This is a genomic window from Deinococcus yavapaiensis KR-236 (assembly GCF_003217515.1).
Classification (GTDB): Bacteria; Deinococcota; Deinococci; order Deinococcales; family Deinococcaceae; genus Deinococcus_A; species Deinococcus_A yavapaiensis.
This window is the reverse complement of record NZ_QJSX01000003.1, coordinates 310,014-329,214: the sequence shown is the minus strand read 5'-3', so window position 1 is coordinate 329,214 and position 19,201 is coordinate 310,014. Positions and strand designations below refer to the sequence as shown.

Annotated in this window: 18 protein-coding genes, 2 tRNA genes and 1 pseudogene; 11 read left to right on the top strand and 10 right to left on the bottom strand. The window is 64.7% G+C overall.

All coding sequences use genetic code 11. The features are described from left to right. Window positions 1-370: 370 nt before the first annotated feature. Both DES52_RS05725 and DES52_RS05720 read left to right on the top strand, forming a co-directional pair. Window positions 371-1,747 carry an aminotransferase class I/II-fold pyridoxal phosphate-dependent enzyme gene (locus tag DES52_RS05725; RefSeq protein ID WP_110885804.1) on the top strand — a complete coding sequence of 459 codons (1,377 nt, stop codon included), beginning with the start codon at window positions 371-373 and terminating at the stop codon, window positions 1,745-1,747. Between the two features lie 224 nt (window positions 1,748-1,971). Further along, a complete protein-coding gene (locus DES52_RS05720) occupies window positions 1,972-2,832 on the top strand; it encodes an IS5 family transposase (protein WP_110885803.1) in 861 nt (286 codons plus the stop codon). Window positions 2,833-2,869: 37 nt separating this feature from the next. Here the strand turns inward: DES52_RS05720 and DES52_RS05715 are convergent, their stop codons facing one another. The 4 genes from DES52_RS05715 to DES52_RS05700 all read right to left on the bottom strand — a co-directional run bounded on the left by DES52_RS05715 (window position 2,870) and on the right by DES52_RS05700 (window position 4,277). Next, window positions 2,870-3,451 carry an IS630 family transposase gene (locus tag DES52_RS05715; RefSeq protein ID WP_110885802.1) on the bottom strand — a complete coding sequence of 194 codons (582 nt, stop codon included), beginning with the start codon at window positions 3,449-3,451 and terminating at the stop codon, window positions 2,870-2,872. Further along, window positions 3,372-3,836 carry a winged helix-turn-helix domain-containing protein gene (locus tag DES52_RS05710; RefSeq protein WP_170130908.1) on the bottom strand — a complete coding sequence of 155 codons (465 nt, stop codon included), beginning with the start codon at window positions 3,834-3,836 and terminating at the stop codon, window positions 3,372-3,374. Before DES52_RS05710 ends, DES52_RS05715 begins: the two co-directional genes overlap by 80 nt. A gap of 277 nt (window positions 3,837-4,113) precedes the next feature. Further along, window positions 4,114-4,188: transfer RNA gene (locus DES52_RS05705), tRNA-Val, on the bottom strand. Between the two features lie 14 nt (window positions 4,189-4,202). Beyond that, window positions 4,203-4,277: transfer RNA gene (locus DES52_RS05700), tRNA-Cys, on the bottom strand. Between the two features lie 98 nt (window positions 4,278-4,375). Here DES52_RS05700 and DES52_RS05695 point away from each other — a divergent pair. The 6 genes and pseudogenes from DES52_RS05695 to DES52_RS05675 all read left to right on the top strand — a co-directional run bounded on the left by DES52_RS05695 (window position 4,376) and on the right by DES52_RS05675 (window position 8,476). Continuing rightward, window positions 4,376-5,272 carry a glycerophosphodiester phosphodiesterase family protein gene (locus DES52_RS05695; RefSeq protein WP_245900735.1) on the top strand — a complete coding sequence of 299 codons (897 nt, stop codon included), beginning with the start codon at window positions 4,376-4,378 and terminating at the stop codon, window positions 5,270-5,272. Window positions 5,273-5,287: 15 nt separating this feature from the next. Beyond that, entirely contained in the window at window positions 5,288-5,602 is a 315-nt protein-coding gene (locus DES52_RS05690; protein WP_110885799.1) for a GNAT family N-acetyltransferase, read from the top strand. A 359-nt stretch (window positions 5,603-5,961) separates the two neighbouring features. Beyond that, window positions 5,962-6,069 (top strand): annotated as a pseudogene (locus DES52_RS23690) (IS4 family transposase); the annotation flags it as partial. Between the two features lie 296 nt (window positions 6,070-6,365). Beyond that, window positions 6,366-6,713, top strand: a complete 348-nt coding sequence (locus tag DES52_RS05685) for an ArsR/SmtB family transcription factor (protein ID WP_110885798.1) — start codon at window positions 6,366-6,368, stop codon at window positions 6,711-6,713. Between the two features lie 25 nt (window positions 6,714-6,738). Beyond that, window positions 6,739-7,179, top strand: a complete 441-nt coding sequence (locus DES52_RS05680) for an SRPBCC family protein (RefSeq protein WP_110885797.1) — start codon at window positions 6,739-6,741, stop codon at window positions 7,177-7,179. A 154-nt stretch (window positions 7,180-7,333) separates the two neighbouring features. After that, window positions 7,334-8,476 carry a radical SAM protein gene (locus tag DES52_RS05675; RefSeq protein WP_170130907.1) on the top strand — a complete coding sequence of 381 codons (1,143 nt, stop codon included), beginning with the start codon at window positions 7,334-7,336 and terminating at the stop codon, window positions 8,474-8,476. A 13-nt stretch (window positions 8,477-8,489) separates the two neighbouring features. On the opposite strand, the gene DES52_RS05670 is transcribed toward DES52_RS05675, so the two are convergent. The 5 genes from DES52_RS05670 to DES52_RS05655 all read right to left on the bottom strand — a co-directional run bounded on the left by DES52_RS05670 (window position 8,490) and on the right by DES52_RS05655 (window position 13,166). After that, window positions 8,490-9,854, bottom strand: coding sequence for an MFS transporter (locus tag DES52_RS05670; RefSeq protein WP_110885796.1), 1,365 nt, complete (start codon window positions 9,852-9,854; stop codon window positions 8,490-8,492). Between the two features lie 37 nt (window positions 9,855-9,891). Continuing rightward, window positions 9,892-10,047: a hypothetical protein gene (locus DES52_RS22835; RefSeq protein WP_211317866.1), complete on the bottom strand. Its 156-nt coding sequence runs from the start codon at window positions 10,045-10,047 to the stop codon at window positions 9,892-9,894. A gap of 49 nt (window positions 10,048-10,096) precedes the next feature. Beyond that, complete coding sequence (locus DES52_RS05665; protein ID WP_110885795.1) at window positions 10,097-10,813, bottom strand: GNAT family protein; 717 nt, start codon at window positions 10,811-10,813, stop codon at window positions 10,097-10,099. A 368-nt stretch (window positions 10,814-11,181) separates the two neighbouring features. Continuing rightward, complete coding sequence (locus tag DES52_RS05660) at window positions 11,182-12,147, bottom strand: MerR family transcriptional regulator (RefSeq protein ID WP_170130905.1); 966 nt, start codon at window positions 12,145-12,147, stop codon at window positions 11,182-11,184. A 59-nt stretch (window positions 12,148-12,206) separates the two neighbouring features. Further along, window positions 12,207-13,166 carry a substrate-binding domain-containing protein gene (locus DES52_RS05655; protein WP_110885793.1) on the bottom strand — a complete coding sequence of 320 codons (960 nt, stop codon included), beginning with the start codon at window positions 13,164-13,166 and terminating at the stop codon, window positions 12,207-12,209. Between the two features lie 367 nt (window positions 13,167-13,533). Here DES52_RS05655 and paaZ point away from each other — a divergent pair, with 367 nt between their 5' ends. From paaZ to DES52_RS05640, 3 genes are all read left to right on the top strand, one after another. Further along, entirely contained in the window at window positions 13,534-15,591 is a 2,058-nt protein-coding gene (gene paaZ, locus DES52_RS05650) for a phenylacetic acid degradation bifunctional protein PaaZ (RefSeq protein WP_110885792.1), read from the top strand. 16 nt (window positions 15,592-15,607) lie between these two features. Then, window positions 15,608-16,450, top strand: a complete 843-nt coding sequence (locus tag DES52_RS05645) for an SMP-30/gluconolactonase/LRE family protein (protein ID WP_110885791.1) — start codon at window positions 15,608-15,610, stop codon at window positions 16,448-16,450. 203 nt (window positions 16,451-16,653) lie between these two features. Then, window positions 16,654-17,838, top strand: coding sequence for a carboxypeptidase-like regulatory domain-containing protein (locus DES52_RS05640; RefSeq protein WP_170130904.1), 1,185 nt, complete (start codon window positions 16,654-16,656; stop codon window positions 17,836-17,838). A gap of 123 nt (window positions 17,839-17,961) precedes the next feature. Here the strand turns inward: DES52_RS05640 and DES52_RS05635 are convergent, their stop codons facing one another. Further along, window positions 17,962-19,185, bottom strand: a complete 1,224-nt coding sequence (locus tag DES52_RS05635) for an MFS transporter (RefSeq protein WP_110885789.1) — start codon at window positions 19,183-19,185, stop codon at window positions 17,962-17,964. Between the last annotated feature and the right edge of the window lie 16 nt (window positions 19,186-19,201).

The window sequence follows — 19,201 nt, the reverse complement described above, 5'->3', positions numbered from 1 at the left end:
GTCCTTGCTCTAAAGCAGCTGGGTGTAAGGTCGAGCCCGAGCGACGGCGCTGCTTCTATCAAGTAGGAGCTGCAGCAGTAATGCCTCCTGTAGTCCTACGTCAATTTATGAGTGCGCCAGATATGTCTGCATGCTCATAAATTGACGGTCCTTTGACGGCTTCAATGAAAACATAAGCACAGTTCGATAGGAAGCTCGTGCCGCACGGAAGGGGTCGAACAACTCGGGCAGCTTTTCCGTTGAACGAAGGTCGTTTCTCTCTGCCTTCGCATCGTAGGCATCCCTTTTATAGACGTACAGCAGAACATCGTGTACGGCTTGGTGAGCAAACGGGCATGAGCGTTCGCGGTGCCGGCGCACTTTCCGAGTGATGGGAGAGCATCCCTGGTCGACCGCACGACGACTCGAACGATACACAGGAGGTGTCAACATGACCATTGACGAAGGAACGCAAGACCGCGCGCTGAGTGGAAGTGTCGCGTCTTACCGCCGCACGACGGGACGTGATCTGTTGGAGCGCTGGACCGAGCATTACGAGTGGCTTGAAGCTCGCTCGGACTTCGGTGTGGAGCCGTACTCGAAGTACACGGCCAGCCGAATCGCGCCGATCACCGAGGCTTACAACCGACGCGGTGACCTGCTTGGTGGAGGGCCAGCCATCAACTTCGCGTCTCAAGATTACTTGAGCTTGTCCGCGCATCCTCACGTGCTCGAAGCAGCGAAGACTGCCGTCGATTTGTACGGCGTGCACAGCGCGGGGTCCGCCGCGTTGATGGGGGGAACGCACCTCACGCAAATACTTGAGCGCCGTCTTGCACAGCATTTGAGGGTTACGGACTGCACGGTTTTCCCGACTGGCTGGGGCGCCGGATACGGCGTCGTTCGGACGCTCGTGTCGCCGCAAGATCACGTGGTGATGGACGCGATCGCACACGCGTGTTTGCAGGAAGGCGCGCGCGCAGCAACGAAGAATGTGCACTTGTTCTCGAACAACAGTTTCGAGGAAGCTGCGAGAGTGCTGGAACACGTTCGATCGCAGCATCCGGACGCTGGTATCCTGTTGGTGACGGAAGGCGTGTTCAGCATGGACAGCACCGTACCGAACGTGAAAGCGTTTCAAGCGCTCGCACGGCAGCACGGCGCGACTTTGGTCGTCGACGTCGCCCACGACCTCGGCTGCCTAGGAACGCATGGTGGCGGTGTGTTGGAGTTGCAAGACATGCTCGGCGAGGTGGACGTTGTGATGGGCAGCTTCTCGAAAACCTTCGCATCGAACGGCGGCTTCGTCGCAACGAATCACAAGGCCCTCAAGCTGGCGTTGCGGTACAACTGCGGACCGTTGACCTTCACAAACGCGCTGTCACCCGTTCAAGCGGCGTGTGTGCTTGCAGCGCTCGACGTGGTGCAAAGCGATGAAGGCCACGAGCGTCGTGAGCGCTTGATGCACAACAGTCTGCACTTGAGGGAGGCGTTGACCTCATCTGGCTTCGAAGTGATGGGTGAACCTAGCGCGATCGTGCCGGTTGTCTTGGGTTCACCAGCGCAAGCCCGCCTGATGACCCGAGAAGTGGTGAGCCTAGGCTTCCTCGTGAATCTCGTGGAGTACCCTGCCGTTGCAAAGAACGCCTCGCGATGGCGTCTTCAAGTGATGGCAGATCACGAGCAGCAACACGTCGACGCGCTCGTAAAAGCGCTTGGGACCGTACGTGCTGCTTTGCATGAGCAGAGGGCAACATCCTCCGCTTGAACTCGCTGTATTACATATAAGTGTTGCCAAAGCGCGTACTCAACGCAACGCTCGGCACGCTTCAGGCTGTCGGAAACATACGGCAGTACGAGATTCCAGCCGATGCGTTGACGCCTCTTGTCGACCCGCTGCATCGAGAAGGCCCGCGAACGAGATGCTCCATGGCTTTAGAGGGTGTTTGAAAAGGCTGTGCTGGACGATGTAAAAGCACCGTACCATCGTTTATGACACGCTACCCTAGCGACCTCACGGACGCCGAGTGGGTCATCCTCGCACCCCTCCTTCCCCTCCCAGAACACCCCGGACGACCACGTAAGTGGTCCTTGCGCCTCATCCTTGACGGCATCTTCTATTCCTTGCGCACCGGTTGCGCCTGGCGGTACTTACCTGACCACTACCCGCCCTGGCAAACCGTTTTCTACTACTTCCGTGTCTGGCGCATCTCCGGGCTGTGGGAAGCGCTCAACGCGCAACTTCGCGAGCAAGTTCGAGAAGCGGCAGGTCGGCTTGCACAGCCCTCGGCTTGTATCCTCGACAGCCAAACCGTAAAAACCACCGAGCAAGGCGGCGTGCGAGGCTACGACGGCGGGAAGAAAATCAAGGGCCGTAAGCGCCACATGCTTGTCGACACGCAAGGGCTGCTCTTGAAGGTCAAGATCCTGGCGGCCAACGTCACGGACCGACTTGGCGGTGAACTCTTACTTCCGCTCGCCAAGCCGCTCTTCGTCCGGTTGTCACATCTATTCGTGGATGGTGGGTACAAGGGCAAGTGGGTCGAGTGGGTCAAGCAAACGCTGCACTGGACCGTAGAGGTGGTGCAGCGCTCGGATGCCAATATCCGCGCATATTGGTTGCCAGAAGGGCAGGAATTGACGCTCGAGCAGATCAAGACCTTCCGGGGCTTTCGAGACTTCAAGGTCATTCCGAGACGATGGGTGGTGGAGCGGACCTTCGCCTGGACTTCGAGAAATCGCCGATTGGCGAAGGACTACGAGCGCTTACCGGAAACAGGCGAGGCATTGATGTACGCGGCAATGGTCCGCTTGATGCTTGCTCGACTCGCAAACGAGAGAAATGCGTCCTGAACGCATTCAAACACCCTCTTATTGATAACGGTGGAAGTTAGGCGGGCGCATGCTGGAAGAAGGCAGGCACGAGGTTTCGACGACGCACCAACGCGAAGCCCTGCGTCCACCGCCGCTTGAGGTCCTGCAAGTCCTTCGCCACGAAGTTCGCCAGCACGTTCCGCTTGACGTACGCCCACAGCAACTCCACCGGGTTCAGCTCTGGGGCATACGGCGGCAAGTACACCACCCGAAGACGAGGCTGCGCCACCACGAATGCTTGCACCACCTTCGCTCGATGAATGCCCGCACGGTCCAAGATCACCGTGATCGGCCCTGGCACGAAGAACAGCAGATGCTCCAAGAACGCCACGACTTGCACGGCTCGAATCGCATGCGGGTACGTGTTCTGAAACACGCGCCCATCCGACGTGATCGCCCCGATGATGGACAGGCTGTGCCACTTGAGGTGCGTCTTGATGATCGGCGTCTTGCCTCTCGGTGCCCACGTGCTCTTGAGGCTGCTGCCCGTCTCGTCGACGAAGACGAGCGTGCCGCCCTCAAGAGCGACTTTTTTTGATCTCCGGCAGCGTTTCTTTTGCGAAGGTCTCGATCTGCTCGTCGTCGCGTTCGATCGCACGCTTGGTAGGTTTCTGCGGGGTCAGACCCAAGGCGCGCATCTTGGGTCGAAGGCCGTCGACGTGGTACTTGACGCCGAACAGACGCTCGACGACGACGCACACGCGTTTCATCGTCCACTGCTCGGCCGGGAAGCCGTGATGCGCGCAGCCCAAGGCGAGCGCGTCGAGCAATTGTTGTTCTTGCTCGGGGGTGAGTCGCGGAGGACGGCCGCTGGACACGGTGCGCTTGAGGGCGTCGGGACCGCCGTGGTTGTATTTCATGGACCACTTCTCGACGGTGTGACGGTGCACGCCGAGTTCAGCAGCGATTTCAGGTAGGGGGCGTCGGGCTTCGAGCATGGGAACGGCGGCCAGGCGGCGTTCTTCGAGTTGCGGTCGGGTCAAGCGTCGAGGGCGCCACATCGCCTCTCTAACTTACAACGTTGCCAATAGCTTGCATCCCCCTTCGAGGGGGATGCACATTGATGCTGACTTGGCTCGCCCTCCATTGAACTAACAAGTCCAAGTAAGCAGAACAAATCGAGAAAGAGGGGAGCAACTGGAAAGCATGCAATTTAAGGAGGTTTAAACAGCTATAGCGCATGCGTAGCGCATGGAGGCACGACGCAAGCTGGATTGCCTGTACCAATAGAAGAAAAGCCCGTCTAGGACGGGCTTTGCTTGGTAGACTCGAGCGGATTTGAACCGCTGACCCCTACCGTGTCAAGGTAGTGCTCTACCCCTGAGCTACGAGTCTGTGGGGGTACTGCTTGGAGGCGCCGACCGGATTCGAACCGGTGCATAAAGGTTTTGCAGACCTTCGCCTTACCACTTGGCTACGGCGCCGAACTCAGTCGCTTGGAGGTCTGCCTCCCAGCGGAAGTGATAGTAGCACGGGCTCTGAAGTCTGTCAAAGGTCACGAAATCACACGTAGACTGAGCCCATGAGAAAGCGGTGGTGGGTCCTCGGGGGCTTGATGGTCCTCGCGGGCGGGGTATTCGTAGCGTCGGCACTCAACGCGGGAGGCAGCGTGCGCGCCAACGAGTTCGCACGGCGCGGCAAGGTATGGAACATCGCCCATCAGGGGGGCGAAGGGTTGTGGCCGAGCAACACCATGCTGGCTTTCTCGAACGCCGTCAGCTTGGGTGCCGACATGCTGGAGACGGACATTCACGCGACGAAGGACGGCGTCCTCGTCACCATTCACGACGCCTCGGTGAACCGCACGACGAACGGGCGCGGTCTCGTGAAGGACATGACGCTCGCGCAACTCAAGGCGCTCGACGCGGGCTATCAGTGGACGAGCGACGGTGGGAAGACTTTTCCGTTTCGCGGCAAGGGCGTGACGGTCGCGACGCTCGACGAGCTCTTCACGGCTTTTCCGAACATGCCGATGACCGTCGAGATCAAGCAGGACGACCCGCCCATCGCGGCGAAGTTGTGCGAGACCTTGAAGCAACATCGCATGACGGACAAGGTCATCGTCGCGTCGTTCAAGGACAGCGCTTTGAAGGAATTCCGTGCCGCCTGCCCGGACGTCCTCACGAGCATGACGGAAAGCGAGGTGCGTCCGATCGTCTTCCTCAGTCTCGTGAACTTGGCGGGTCTCGCGCGGCCCGCCGGGGAGTCGTTGCAAGTTCCCGTCTCGGCGGGCGGCATCCCGGTCGTGACGAAGCGCCTCGTACGCGAAGCGATTCGCAAGAACGTCTCGGTGCAAGTGTGGACGATCAACGACGAGGTCGAGATGCGGCGTCTCGTCGGCCTCGGAGTGAACGGCATCATGACGGACCGCCCGGACGTTCTCAAACGTGTGCTTCAGAGCTCCACACCTCCTCGCTGAGTGTCAAGATGGCGCATGAGCGAAACGACGCTTCACGTCATCGACAACACCGAAGGTAAACGCTACGAGGCCGCCTTGCCCCAAGGCACTGCCTACATCGAGTATCGCCCGGTCGGAAACGCCCTCATGCTGACGCACACGGAAGTGCCCGAGGCGATGGAAGGGCAGGGGGTGGGCAGCACCCTCGTGAAGTTCGCCCTCGACGACATTCGAGAGCGAAGCATGATGGTCATTCCGATGTGTCCGTTCGTGGCTGCTTACATGCAGCGCCACCTCGAGTACGCGGATCTCGTGCATCCACAGCAGCGCGGCCTGTTCGGCTTGCACTGAGTTTCGTGGGCGCGAAGGGCGGAGCGACCTCCCGCCCTTCGCGGTGTTTCGAGGTGGATGAGCGGGTGCTTCTCGCGCTCGACGAGGTTCCACGTGCTTGCGAACATGCCCCGTCCATCGATCGAACGCCGAGGAAGGGCGGCAAGCTGGGCAGGAACTCGTGGCGACATTTCAAAACGCCGATGCCGGTGGATTCGAGCATCGTGTGGCGGTCGAGGGCGTGCGCGAGATTAGCGTCGTTCAGCGGCTCCGTCATCCTCGACACGTGCCGAACGAAGGCGCGCGGCTCTATAGGACAACGCGAGCTCCTCCCTATATCTACAAAACGAAGAATAGAGCGTCTGGGACATACTGTTCGGGATGCCCGCCGCCTCGCCGTCCTCGCGATGATCCAAGCGCGAAGCGTCGTGCTCTACACCCACAAGAACCATGTGGTGCTCCCCGGCACTCGAACGGTGCGGGACCAAGCACAAAAAGCACGGGGACAGGGAAAGCAGCTACTTTCGCCTCGGCCTCGACGCTCCTCGGGGCCTCCTTACAGCATCTCCTGGCGAGCGCTCGCGGCGCTGATGCCCTCTGCAGGAGGGCAGAGAGGAGCGTGCGTCGTTTCGACGGGATGCCTACGGGAGGGAAATCGAGACGCTGACCTTGTGTGATGGTGCGCCCACTCGTAGCGGCTATAGATCACCTGCCGACCAAACGGGATTGACTTCGTTCTGTCACAGGCGTACTTTACATATATGTTAATTAACAAGGAGTTGAAGTGCCGAGGCCCGACCCGCTGAGCGAAACCTTCGCCGCCCTCGCCGACCCGACGCGGCGCGCCATCCTCGCCCGCCTCCGACTCGGCCAAGCCACCGTGACCGAACTCGCCGAGCCCTTCGACTTCAGCCTTCCCGCCATTTCGCGCCACCTCAAGGTCTTGGAACAGGCCGGGCTCATCACGCGGGGCCGCGACGCTCAGTGGCGCCCATGCCGCCTCGCCGCCGACCCCCTGCGCGAGGCCGCCGAGTGGATGGAGCCTTACCGCCGCTTCTGGAACGACCGCTTCGACGGCCTCGACGACCGCTTGCTCGCCATACGAGACAACCCGCAGGACACCGAATTCTAACGGCACTCGAAACACAGGAGACCTCATGTTCGACGGACTGACGATCACCCGCACATTCAACGCTTCCCGCGAGCGCGTCTACGCGATGTGGACGACGCCCGAGGACTTCGCCGCCTGGTTCGGCACCGAGGCCGTGGAGGTGCCGCTCGACTCGGTTTCGATGGACGTCCGCGTCGGCGGAACGTGGCGCGCCACCATGCGACTTCCCGGCGGTCACGAAATCCAGTGGGGCGGAAAGTACACCGAAGTGGATCCTCCTGGCCGCCTCGCGTTCACCTTGACCGACGACCCGACCACACCTGAAATCGAGCCGGTGGTCGTGGTGCTTCGAGAGGTGGCGGGGGGCACCGAGATGACCTTCACCCAGCCGCGCCACGGCTTCAGCGACGAGCACCTCGAACGGACGCGAGAGGGATACAACAGCTTTTTCGACGCCCTGGAGAAGCGGCTCTCCGCCGTGGCGTAGATTCCTTCGGTAAGACGCCTCACACCGCGAAAAACTCGAGCCCGTGGTTTGACGAGCTCAAGAACGCCCGGATGACCGCGTTCCTCGGTATCCTGGAAGTCCACGGGCGAAGCACCCTCGCGCGACTGTGCGATCATCCTTCGAGCGACCTCTTATGACGACGTCCATATCCGACGCTTACCGCCTCCAGCCCCAAGGTGCCTCGTTCACGCTCAGTCGAGGCGGACGATTCGTGCTGAGCTGCGACGCCGAGGGGCGAATGCTGACGTGGTTCGAGGACGGCACGCTCTACAAGCGCTCGCTCGACTCGCGCGTCCTCGCGCGGCGAGCGGCGCACGGGCGGCGCGAGCGGTGGGCGCTCGACGATCACGAGGCGGCGGACATGTTCGAACGGGTTCGAACCTTCGTGGCGCGAGCCCTCGACGAGCCTCTTCAAAAAACGCTCCTCGAGCGGACGGTGGCGTGGACGCCCGACCGCCTCCTCGCCGAACGAGCCAAGTTCGCCCGCGCGTACGCGCCCGTCGGCATCCTCCCGCCCGACCAGTACTTCAGCGTCGTTCTGCAAGCCACCTTGGGCTGCTCGTGGAACAAGTGCACCTTCTGCACCTTCTACGAGGGACGCCCGTTCACCGTGAAGACGCAAGGCGCGTTCGAAGTGCACCTCACCGATGTGCGCGACTTCCTCGGCGAAGGCGCGACCTTGCGAAGAAGCCTCTTCCTCGCCGACGGCAACGCCCTGATGGTCGCCAACGCCAAGCTCCTGCCGATGATGAACGCCGCGAAGCGCACGTTTCCGAATCGAGACTTCTACGGCTTCGTGGACGTGTTCACGGGACAGCGCAAAACCGTGGAGCAGTGGGCAGAGTTGAGAGAGGCGGGCTTGAGGCGAGTGTACCTCGGCTTGGAGACGGGCCACGATCCCCTGCTGGCGTGGGTGAACAAGCCCGGCGGGCGAGCCGAGTCGGTCGAGCTCGTGACGACGTTGAAGGCGGCGGGCCTGAACGTCGCGCCCATCGTGATGCTGGGCGTCGGTGGAAGGACGTTCGCCGAGGCGCACGTGCGCGACACCCTCGCCCTCCTCGAAGCGTTGCCGCTCGCGCCCGGCGACCTCGTGTACCTCTCCCCCTTCGTGCAGCACGACGGCGGTGAGTACGCGCGACGTGCCGACGCGGACGGCCTCGAGCCGTTGAGCGAACCGGAGAGCGAGCTTCAGTTCGACGTGTTGCGAGACGCCGTGAAGCGCGCCCATCCTTTCGTGCGGGCGGCGCGTTACGACATTCGAGAATTCTTGTACTGAATCAAGCCCTACGTCACGAAGAACGCCGCAGCCGCGATGCGCCCAGCCACGTCATGAGGGACGCGGCGAGCGTCGCGGCGAACGCGAGGACGAACGACGTCCCGAGCGGCGACACGCGGGCGATGAACGCGCCGACGAGCCCCGCCGCGATCGCCGTCATGAGCACCTCGATGTTCGCGAGTTGACCCGACAAGCGGCCCGCCTGCTGCTCGTTCACGCTGCCGAGCGCGAACAAGCTGTTCGCGTTGTAGCCCACGCCCATCGAAAAGCCGCTCAATGCCCACCCCGCGTACGCCGTCCAAAGCGGCGTCACGCCGAACACCGCGAGCGCCGTGAAGGCGAGACCGACCGTGACGCCCGCCATCCCCAACCGGACGCGCCCGATCCGCGACGCTTCCACGGCGCTCGCGTCGAGACGCGACTGCACGAACGACCCCGCGCTCCACGTGACGCCTCCGACGCTGAGCAGCCATCCCGCTTGCGTCAGCGTCAGGCCGCGCAGTTCGTTGAGCGCGAGCGGAAGGAAGCTGCTCGCCCCCAGCACCGCGAACGCTGCGAAGCCGCGCGTCACGAGCGCCGCCGGAAGGCCGGGCAGCAAGCGCCACATGCCGCGCGGAAAGAGGACGCGAACCGACCAGACCACGCCGCCGCCGCCGAGCAACATCAAGACCGCGCCCAGCCCGTCTGCACGGCGAAAGCCCTCGATGAGCGCCCCGGCGGACGCAGCGAGCACGAAGGCGAACCGCAAGCCCGCCGACGCTCGTGACGTCGGCACGGTCGGGCGTTCCTCTCGCAGCGGAAGGACGCACAAAGGCGCGACGAGCAGCACGAGCGGCGCGAGGCCCCAGAACACCGCCCGCCACGACCAAGCGTCCGCCACGAGACTCGCGAGAAGCGGTCCGACGAGCGCGGGCAGCAGCCACGCGCTCGACACGGCGGCGAGCATCGACGCGCGCGCCTCCTCGGGGTAACGCGCGCGAATCACCGCGAACGGCAAGGCGCCCAATCCACCCGCCCCGAGACCTTGCACGAAGCGGCTCAAGACGAACACCGTCATGCTCGGCGCCGCCCCCGCGACGCTCAGCCCGACCGCGAACACCCCGATGCCGAGCGCGGCGGACACGGCGACGCCTCGCCGATCGGTCACGAACCCGGCGAGGACCGCGCCGAACAAGCTCGCGAGCAGAAACGCGCTCGACGCCCAGCCGTACAATTCGAGGCCGCGCAGGTCGGCAGCGACACGCGGCAGCACGGTCGAGACGGCCATGGATTCGAACGCGACGGCGAGAATGACGAGCAGCAATCCGGCGGTGAGGGTTCGGGGCGGACGAGCCTGAGGGCGGGACGAAGACGAGGGCGCGTCGATCACGCGGATCATGCTGCCACGTTTTCGCGCGCCCGTTCGGTCAGGCGCTTCAGGTCAGCGGGTGAAGCGGCGTGACGAGCGCGCCGACACCGAGCAGGCCCATCGCGACGTTCGCGGCGCGCTTCGTGTCCATGTCCTGAAGCGAAGGTATCTTCTCGCGGCTCGCCCGTGGTGCGTAACAGTGCAGTCGCACCAAGAAGGGCACGATTTCGGGCCGGGACGGGTGGAGGTGTCGCTCGAGGCGAGCCGAGCGTTCAATCGATCCACCAATCCTCGCCGTACATCGCCGCGCCGACCTTGCGGGCCACGCCTTGCGAGGCGACGTTCGACCACGACGTGCTGTAGAGCGGCGTTCGCCCGCCTTCACGCACGGCCCTCGCCCACAAGGCGACGGCGGCGCTCGCGTTTCCTCGGCCGCGCGCCGCCTCCACCGTCTCCACGCCCGCTTCCGCCGCGTCCGGCGCGAAGCGGGCGCAGTAGCACAAGGACACGGCCACGCCGCCCTCGAGAGCCGCGACGACCGGACCGAAGCGAAAGCCCGCCCGGGAGTGGCGACGCCTCGGAAAGTGCGCTTCGAGCAGGTGCGCATTGTCGTCGTTCACGAGCACCGCCTCGCCGAGCAACGGCGGATCTTCGGGAATCCAGTACGCGGGCCCACGTTCCTCGGCCGTGACGGGCGCGTGCGACGACAACACCGCGCGCACGGCGGTCGCGCGCACGGGCGTCCTCGTGAAGTCCGACGTGGCGGGCTCGGCGAGGCACAACTCGTCGAGTGTCCGCACCAAGTCGTCGGGAACGTCGTGACGAACACGCCACACGTTGCCTTCGCTCGTGCGCCCCATGAAAAAGCGTGGCGCGGGGTCGCGCTCGCCCGCGAGGTAGCCGGGCTCGGCGACCGTTCGGAGTCGACCGTCGGCGTCCACGTCGAACAAGACCGGAAGTTGTCGCTGCATGAGGTGCAGGGCGTTCATGTCGTGCGTCACCTCCTCTGAAGCCAACCTACAGGACGTACGTGCTCGCCGCGTGTGTCGAATGACGTAGTTCGCTCGACCCCTCGATTCCCTCCCCGCGGGGTGCGCCTCTCGCGGTCGCGGACGGAAATCGAGTCATGTCGGAACTCGCGCTTCCTTCGAAGGCTTCACGGAGGCGCTCGACGGTTGAGCGACCGCCCATTTGCACGAAGGCGGCGTGCCCGACCGAGTTCGCGAGTGCCTCGCGCGCTCTTGCAGTCCGAGGCGATTTCGATTGTCGGCTTCCCGAACACGGCATGACGCGCTGGGGAAGCCAGGGTGAACGCGGGGTTATACCGCGTCATCACATTCGCTTCGCCGAATCTCGGTCACGAACCGACGACGAATCCGCGCTGCTTGTCCCAGGTGAGGATGGGCACCGATTCGTTCTGTCGCAGCGAGCCTGCCGTCTCGCCTCGAATCAGCCAGCGCACGGTCGTCTCGAGAGTGCCCAACTCGTCGGTATCCCATGGGCCGCGCGTGTACACCTCGGCCACGAGGAAGTCGCCGTGTCCTCGTCGAAGCTCGACGCCGTCCGTTCGAAGCCGCTCGCTCATGAAGTAGTCCATGGGGCCCATGCACCCCAGGTAATCGTGCAGGCCTCGGTGCCGCGTCACGTACCACGTTCCTCCCGGCGTGAAGCCCGCGAGAATCCGCCCATGGCTCGGCACGATCTCGTTCACTTCGAAGCCAGCGTACACGGTGCGGATCTTCTCGAGGTCGTGGCGTCGTTGTTCCGCCGAGTCCGTCGGGCGTGGCGGAAAGAAGCAAACAGGCGGGCTGGCGGGCTGCACATCGTGACGTGCCAAGTGTGCCTGGACGTGCTCGAAAGCCTGTTCTCGCGCCGTCTCGATGTGGGCGAGGGTCACTCGGTGAGGCAAGAAGACGAAGGGAGCCGACGAATGGCGCTCCACAGTCACTTGGTATGCCTGCTCGTGCCAAGGGTACGCGAGGCGACGTTCCAAGACGCGAAGTCGGGCGTTCAAGTCGTCCAAGTCGTGCCGAAGTTGCTGAAGTTGCTCGCCGTGCAAGCGGCGCACGCACTCTTCCGTGGGTGCGTACGTGAATTCACGCAAGGCGTCCAAAGGCAGCTGTGCTTGGCGCAGTCGGTGGAGACTTCGGGCGAACGGCAGCTGGTCGGCCGTGTAGTAGCGGTAGCCGGTCTTGTCGTCCACGGCGGTGGGTTTCAAGATGCCTTGCGCGTCGTAGAAGCGCAACGTCGTCGCGCTCATGCGGCTCAGAAGTGCGAATCGGCCGATGCTGTAGAGCGCTCCCGCCGTTTCCTTGCTTCCCATGCGATCCTCCATGCTGTCGGTTCGGCGCGGTCAGCCTTCGAGCAGGCCGCGGACTGGCGCTACCATGCGTCGTCGAGAAGTTGCTCTGCGTTTCGTCGATCGTACACCCGACCCGTGACCTTGATCCAGGAAGCGACGGGTCGGCGGGCGTTGAGATCGTCGAGCACTTTGAACGCCGCCGGCCCGAGATTAGGAGTTTCTTCCGCGACCGCGCCGAGCAGACCCTCTATGACGTCTCGCAAGTTGTGCTTCTCGCCGCCCATGGTGACCACGGTGATTCCTTTGCCCGGCAGCTGACCTCCGGCTATTTGCGCGTAGGCCAATCCGACGCCATTCCACTCAGGCGCGCCGAACGCGGCGTCGATCTCCGGATGCTGCCGAAGAACGGCGGCCACGGCGTTGAACTTGCTCACCTCGTCGAGCAGGAGCCCTGACTTCGTCAATACGATTTTCATCCCGGGCGCCGCTTTCAAGGCATTGCGAAATCCTTGTCGGTACAGGCGCGTCACCGGACGCATCGAATCGTCGAGAACTTCGAGAATGTGCGCCTTGCCGTGCATCTCGCGAATCAACCACTCGCCCAGTACGCGACCCTCCGCCTCGAAGTCGGGGGTCACGAGGCTCGAGTAGTCCCGACCCGGTTTGAGGATGTCGGCGTCGACCAGGGTGTCGAGCAGGATCACGGGGACTCGCTGTGAGCGCGCTTGAGCGAGGACGGGCTTCAACACGTCGGCATTCAGGGGCGCGACGAACAGCACGTCGATGTGCCGAGCGAGCAAGTCTCGCACGTCCTTCGCCTGCTGTCGCGCATCGCCTTTCGCGTTGAGGGTCGTCCAGCGGTACCCGCGTCGTTCGGCTTCGCGTTGCAAGCTGGTCGTTTCCGACCATCGCCATGTCGTCACGTCTGCTTGGGAAAAACCGACGTTCAAGCTTGAGCGCGCCTGGATGGCAGGGCCGCCCAGGGCGAGGACGAGTGTTGCAGCGGCGCAAAGGCGAACGGGCAACTTCGAGTCGAACATCGTGACCTCCTGGCCGGAGCGCTGAGTGAACTGGAACGTAGGCGGTGCGGCACGAGCGCCGAGGCCGATTCGGCCGGGCGCCGCCCTGCGGACGCGGAAACGACGAGCACGGGGCGACCTCACCGTAGAGCTTCGCGTAACTCGAAGGTCAAGTGGTCAGTGCCGTGACTCTCGGAGCGTCGAGCGTGCCCCTCCTCGACTTGGTGGATCCCCCGACGAGGAGGAGAGGTCGCCGATGCCGAGCGTTCCGCGCAAGGACCGCCTTCACGGAGTCGACGGCCTTCCAGTCGTTTGGATCGTTGACCCGTCACAGCGCGCGCGCTACAGTGGCCTAACGAATGTTAGGCAGCCTTCAGGAGGACTCGGAATGACCAGCATGACGACGGAAGTGCGCGCGCTCGGAAGCTACGTGCGAGGCCAGTGGGTCACCGACCCGAACGGCACGGTGATCGTGGACGCCGTGTACGGCCAGCCCGTCGCCACGGTCGGAAGCGGCGGCGTGGACTTCGCGGGCACGCTCGCCTACGCCCGCGAGCGAGGCGCGATCCTGCGAGAATTCACCTTCCACGAGCGCGCCGCGATGCTGCGCTCGCTCGCCGTGTACCTCACGGAGCGCAAGGAAGCCTTCTACGAGTTGTCGTTCAAGACGGGAACGACGCGGCGCGACGCCGTCATCGACATCGACGGCGGCATCGGCACCTTGTTCAGTTACTCCAGCCTCGTGCGCCGAGAGTTGCCGAACGAGACCTTCGTCGTGGAGGACGACGTCAATCCGCTCGGCAAGGGCGGCACCTTCTACGGACGGCACGTTCTCACGCCGCGCGAAGGCGTCGCGCTTCACATCAACGCGTACAACTTCCCCGTGTGGGGGATGCTGGAGAAGTTCGCGCCGAACTTCGTCGCCGGGATGCCCGCCATCGTGAAGCCCGCGTCACAGACGGCCTTCCTCACCGAGGCGGTCGTGCAGGCCATCGTCGAGTCGGGCATCTTGCCCGAAGGTTCGCTGCAACTCATCTGCGGTTCGACCGGCGACCTCTTCGATCACTTGCGCGAGCAGGACGTCGTGACCTTCACGGGTTCGGCGGCGACGGCGGCGAAGCTCAAGACTCATCCGAACATCGTCGCGCGCTCCATTCCCTTCAACACCGAGGCCGACTCTCTCAACTGCATCATCCTCGGTCGGAGCGTGCGACCGGACGAACCCGAGTTCGACTTGTTCGTGCGCGAAGTCGTGACCGAGATGACGGCGAAGGCGGGCCAGAAGTGCACCGCCATTCGCCGCGCGATCCTTCCGAGAGAGCGCGTGGACGACGTCGTCGAAGCGATTCGCGCGAGGCTGTCGAAGGTGACGCTGGGCGATCCCAGCCGCGACGACGTGCGCATGGGCCCGCTCGTGAGCGCCACGCAGCGCGACGGCACCGTGCAGGTCGTGCAGGAACTCAGCCGTGAGGCGCGCGTCGTCATCGGGCACGAACGCCCCGAGATTCTCGGAGGCGACTTCGAGAAGGGCGGGTTCATGGCGCCGACCCTGCTCGTGTGCGACGAGCCTCTGAGCGCGAAGGGACCGCACGAACTCGAAGCCTTCGGGCCCGTGGCGACGCTCATGCCGTACGACACCCTGCAAGACGCGGTGAAGCTCGCGCGAATGGGCGCGGGCAGTCTCGTCGGCAGCATCGTCACGTACGACCGGGCGGAGGCGAAGACGTTGTTCTTCGGCATGGCGAGCGCGCACGGACGCGTGCTGATCCTCAACCGTGACGACGCGAAGGAAAGCACCGGGCACGGCTCTCCCCTGCCGACCCTCGTGCACGGCGGTCCGGGTCGCGCGGGCGGCGGCGAGGAACTCGGAGGACTGCGCGCCGTGACGCACTACATGCAGCGCACGGCCGTGCAAGCCGACCCAACGACGATGATGGTCCTCACGGGCGAGTACGTGCGCGGCGCGTCGGTCGTGGAGGACGTCGTGCATCCCTTCCGCAAAAACTTCGACGAGCTTCGGGTCGGCGACTCGCTCCTCACGCATCGCCGCACGGTCACCGAGGCGGACATCGTGAACTTCGCCAACGTCACGGGCGACTACTTCTACGCGCACGTCGACGACATCGCCGCCAAAGAGTCCCCCATCTTCGGCAAGCGCGTCGCGCACGGGTACTTCCTGATCTCGGCGGCGGCGGGCTTGTTCGTGAGCCCCGCGCCCGGACCGGTCCTCGCGAACTACGGCCTCGAAGACTTGCGCTTCGTCGAACCCGTCGGCATCGGCGACACCATCCGGGCGCGCCTCACCGTGAAGAGCAAGACCGCGAAGGACCCGAAGCCGGGCGAGCCGCACACGGGCGTCGTGGAGTGGGCGGTGGACATCACCAACCAGCACGACCAACTCGTGGCGACGTACTCGATCCTGACGCTCGTGGAACGCGCGAAGTAAGGAGGCGAACGCCAAGGTGAGAGCCGAACAGATCAGCGATCCCGTGATGTTCCACGGAGAAGGACCGGTGTGGTGGCCGAGTTGGGGCGGTCTGCGATGCGTGGACATGCTCGCCGGAGACGTGCTGACGCTTCGGCCCGACGGGACGGTCGCACGGCAAAACGTGGGACGCGTCGCCGCCGCCCTGAGGCCCCGGAGAGGCGGAGGCGCGGTCATCGCCGTGGAACGCGGCTTCACTTTGGAAGACGCCGACGGCACCTTGACGCATCTTCCAGACCTTTGGGACGACGCGGGGATTCGCATGAACGACGGGGGATGCGATCCTCACGGCCGGTTCTACTGTGGCACCATGGCGTACGATCAGCGTGCCGGAGCGGGAACGCTGTACCGCCTCGACGCGGACGGCAAGGGAAGCGTCGTGCACGAAGGCGTGACGATCTCGAACGGGCTGGAGTGGTCGCCCGACGGAACGCGGGCGTACTACAACGACACTCCCACCAACCGCGTAGACGTCTTCGACTACGACTTCACGCGTGGCCTCGTCGGACGCCGGACGTTCGTCGAGGTGCCCGGCAAGTTCCCCGACGGCCTCACGGTGGACGCGGAGGGCGGCGTGTGGATCGCCTTGTTCGGCGAAGGGGAAGTGCGGCGGTACACGCCGAGCGGGAAACTCGACGAGGTGATCGAGGTGCCCGCTCGGCAAGTCACGGCGTGCACTTTCGGTGGAGAGTTCCTCACGGAGTTGTACGTCACGACGTCTCGTGAAGGCTTGAAAGCCGGAGACGACCCGCTCGCGGGCGCGTTGTTTCGCGTCTCCGTGGGCGTACGGGGCCTTCCCGCGCGGACCTTCGGCGGCTGATCCTCACCTCGGTCCTCGACGGCTCGACTTCGAACTCGTCTGGCGCGTTCCGAGCGGCACAACTCAAGGTGGGCGCGGCATCGCACCATGGTGCCGACGCCCTTCGAGACGTGATCACCCGGCAACACCGGCCAGCCATCGTCCTCCGCGTACCTTCGAGGCACGAACGAAGCAACTCGGAGAAGTTGCTCAAGGAGAACGACGTGAACAAACTCCGCCTCATCACCCTCCTGGTCCTGACGACCGCCCTGAGCGCGGCCACCCTCGCCGCGCCCGCCTCCACGACCGCGCCGTCCGCCGCGACGACCTCGGCGACCGCACAACCCGGGTACATCACGGGCGTCGTGACGGACGAGCAGGGAAAGCCCATTCCGAACGTGGAGATCGTCGCGGACAACACGCTGGCGTATGACAGCAACCTCAAGGCGCGCACCGACGCGCAAGGCCGCTACAAAATCGACGTTCGCAAAGCCCCCGTCACCTTCAAGGTCTTCGCGTACCTCTCTCTCTCGCACGACGGCTACTCGGCGACCGTCGACCTCGTACCGGAAAATCCCGACGTCGTGCCCGGCGGCGTGGGCGGGGTGCGCAACTTCGTCTACAAACCCAAGCCCACCACGCGCGACGACCCGTTCGGGAACCTCGGGCTGGTGTACGTGGAGCGCACGGTCGGCGAATACGACGTGGACCCCACGAAAGTCGTCGTGACCCTCACGCCGGTCGGCAAGCTCGCCGACGGCACGACGCCCAAACCGCGTTCGGCGACGCCGCTTCCCAGCGGTGGAGGTCCGGTCATCGGGAACGTCATGTGGGGCACGTACAAAGTCACGGCGACGCTGAACGGTCAGCCCCTCGAAATTCGACGTCGCATCGGCGGATTCGAGCAGTTCGAATGGGGCATGAGCTACACGGGCGGCTTCACGAAGGATTACTACGCCGTCAGACCGAGCATGTTCCTAGAGGTGCGCTCGATGCGCCCCGGTCGCGCGGCGAGCCAAAGCGCGCCGACCCAGAGCACGCAAGCCCAGCTTCCGCCCGCTCGAAGCACGGCGACCCAAAGCGTACCGTCCTCGTCGATCTCCGGTACCTTGCGCGCCGACGTCGACCTCAAGGGCACCGTGGTCTTGGCGTGCGTCGAGAAGAACGGCGAATGCGACGAGACCATGGCGGGCGAGACGACCATCACGACGTCGGGACGAAGCGCTCGGTACGAGATCGAGGGCTTGCAGGCGGGGGTCGCGTACAGCTTGGTCGCGTGGAAGGACATGAACGGCGACGGCGAGGTCAACCCGGGCGACCTCATCGGCATGTTCGGAGCGGACAGCGGCGGGCAAGCCGTCACGGCTCCAGCCTCGGGGCTGGAACTCACCCTCGTCGCGATGCCGTGAGAAACGCTGGCTCGAGCGGTCCGTCCGAGTCGTTCTCGCGCTCGCGTGGAACTCCGCGAGGCGCGCTGCAACGATGAAGAAAGAAGAGGCGTCCTTCGTACGGACGCCTCTTCTTTTGTCGATTCATGCCGGGCTCGGCTCGGGAGTCGTGCGGCGGGCGGTCGCGAGGTACACGGCGAGGCTCGCGAACAGAAGGGCGCCGGTGATGAAAAAGGCGATGCCGGGCACGGACAGGGCGGCGTTCGGTGCGGCGAAGCGCGAGAAGAGGGTCGTGGCGGCGAGCGGGCCGACGATAGCGCACAGAGAGTTCAAGCCGCCTAGGGCGCCTTGCACCGCGCCTTGCGCTTCGGGCGAGGCCCGTCCGGCGACGAGCGCTTGCAAGGGAGGCATTCCCAACCCGCCGAGCGCGGCGAGCGGCATGACGGCGAACAGCATCCAGCCTTGGGCGGCGAAGCCGTACAAGACGCTTCCACTGGCGCCGAGGACGATGCCGAGAATCAAGGTGCGCTCGTTGCCGAGGCGCTCCAGGACGCGCGGCAGCAGCGCGACTTGCACGAAGACGCCGAGCAGTCCGGCGAGTGTGAGCGACAAGCCGTTGGCCTCGGGCGTCCAGCCGTAGCGGACGGTGCCGTGCAGCACCCAGGTGCTCGTCAGGAATTGCTGCGAGAGGAAGGCCAGGACGCACACGGCGGCGAGGGCGGCGAGACCCGGGAAGCGTCCGAGGACGCCGAGGGCGCGCAAGGGCACGAAGGCGCGCGGATCGAGGGGCGCGTCCACGGCGCGGCGCGATTCGGGAAGGACGAGCAGGCCGTACAGGAAGTTCACGAGGGCGAGCGAGGCGGACACGACGAAGGGCAGGTGCAAGTCTCGCCCGCCGAGCAGACCGCCGAGCGCGGGACCGACGATGAGGCCGAGGCCGAAGGCGGCGCCCGCGAGGCCGAAGTTGCGCGCGCGGGTCGCGGGCGTGGACACGTCGGCGACGTAGGCGTGGGCGACGCCGACCGTGGCCCCGCCGATGCCGCCGAGCGCTCGGGCGAGGAAGAGCCAGCCGAGGGTGGGAGCGAGCGACGCGAGAGCGTAGGAGGCCGCGGTGAGGAGCGTGCCGACGAGCAGGATCGGGCGGCGTCCGAAGCGGTCGGACAGCGCGCCGAGGGTGGGCGCGGCGAGGAGTTGCGCGAGCGCGAAGGACGCGACGAGCCACCCGAGGGCGCGGGCGGGATCGACCGTGTGGTCCGCGAGCTTCGCGACGAGGGCGGGCACGACGGGAATGACGACGCCGAGGCCGATCATGTCGATCACGAGGGTCACGAAGATGAAGGGCAGGCCGGGCGGGCGAGGGTGAGTCATGAAGCCTCCGGGAAGC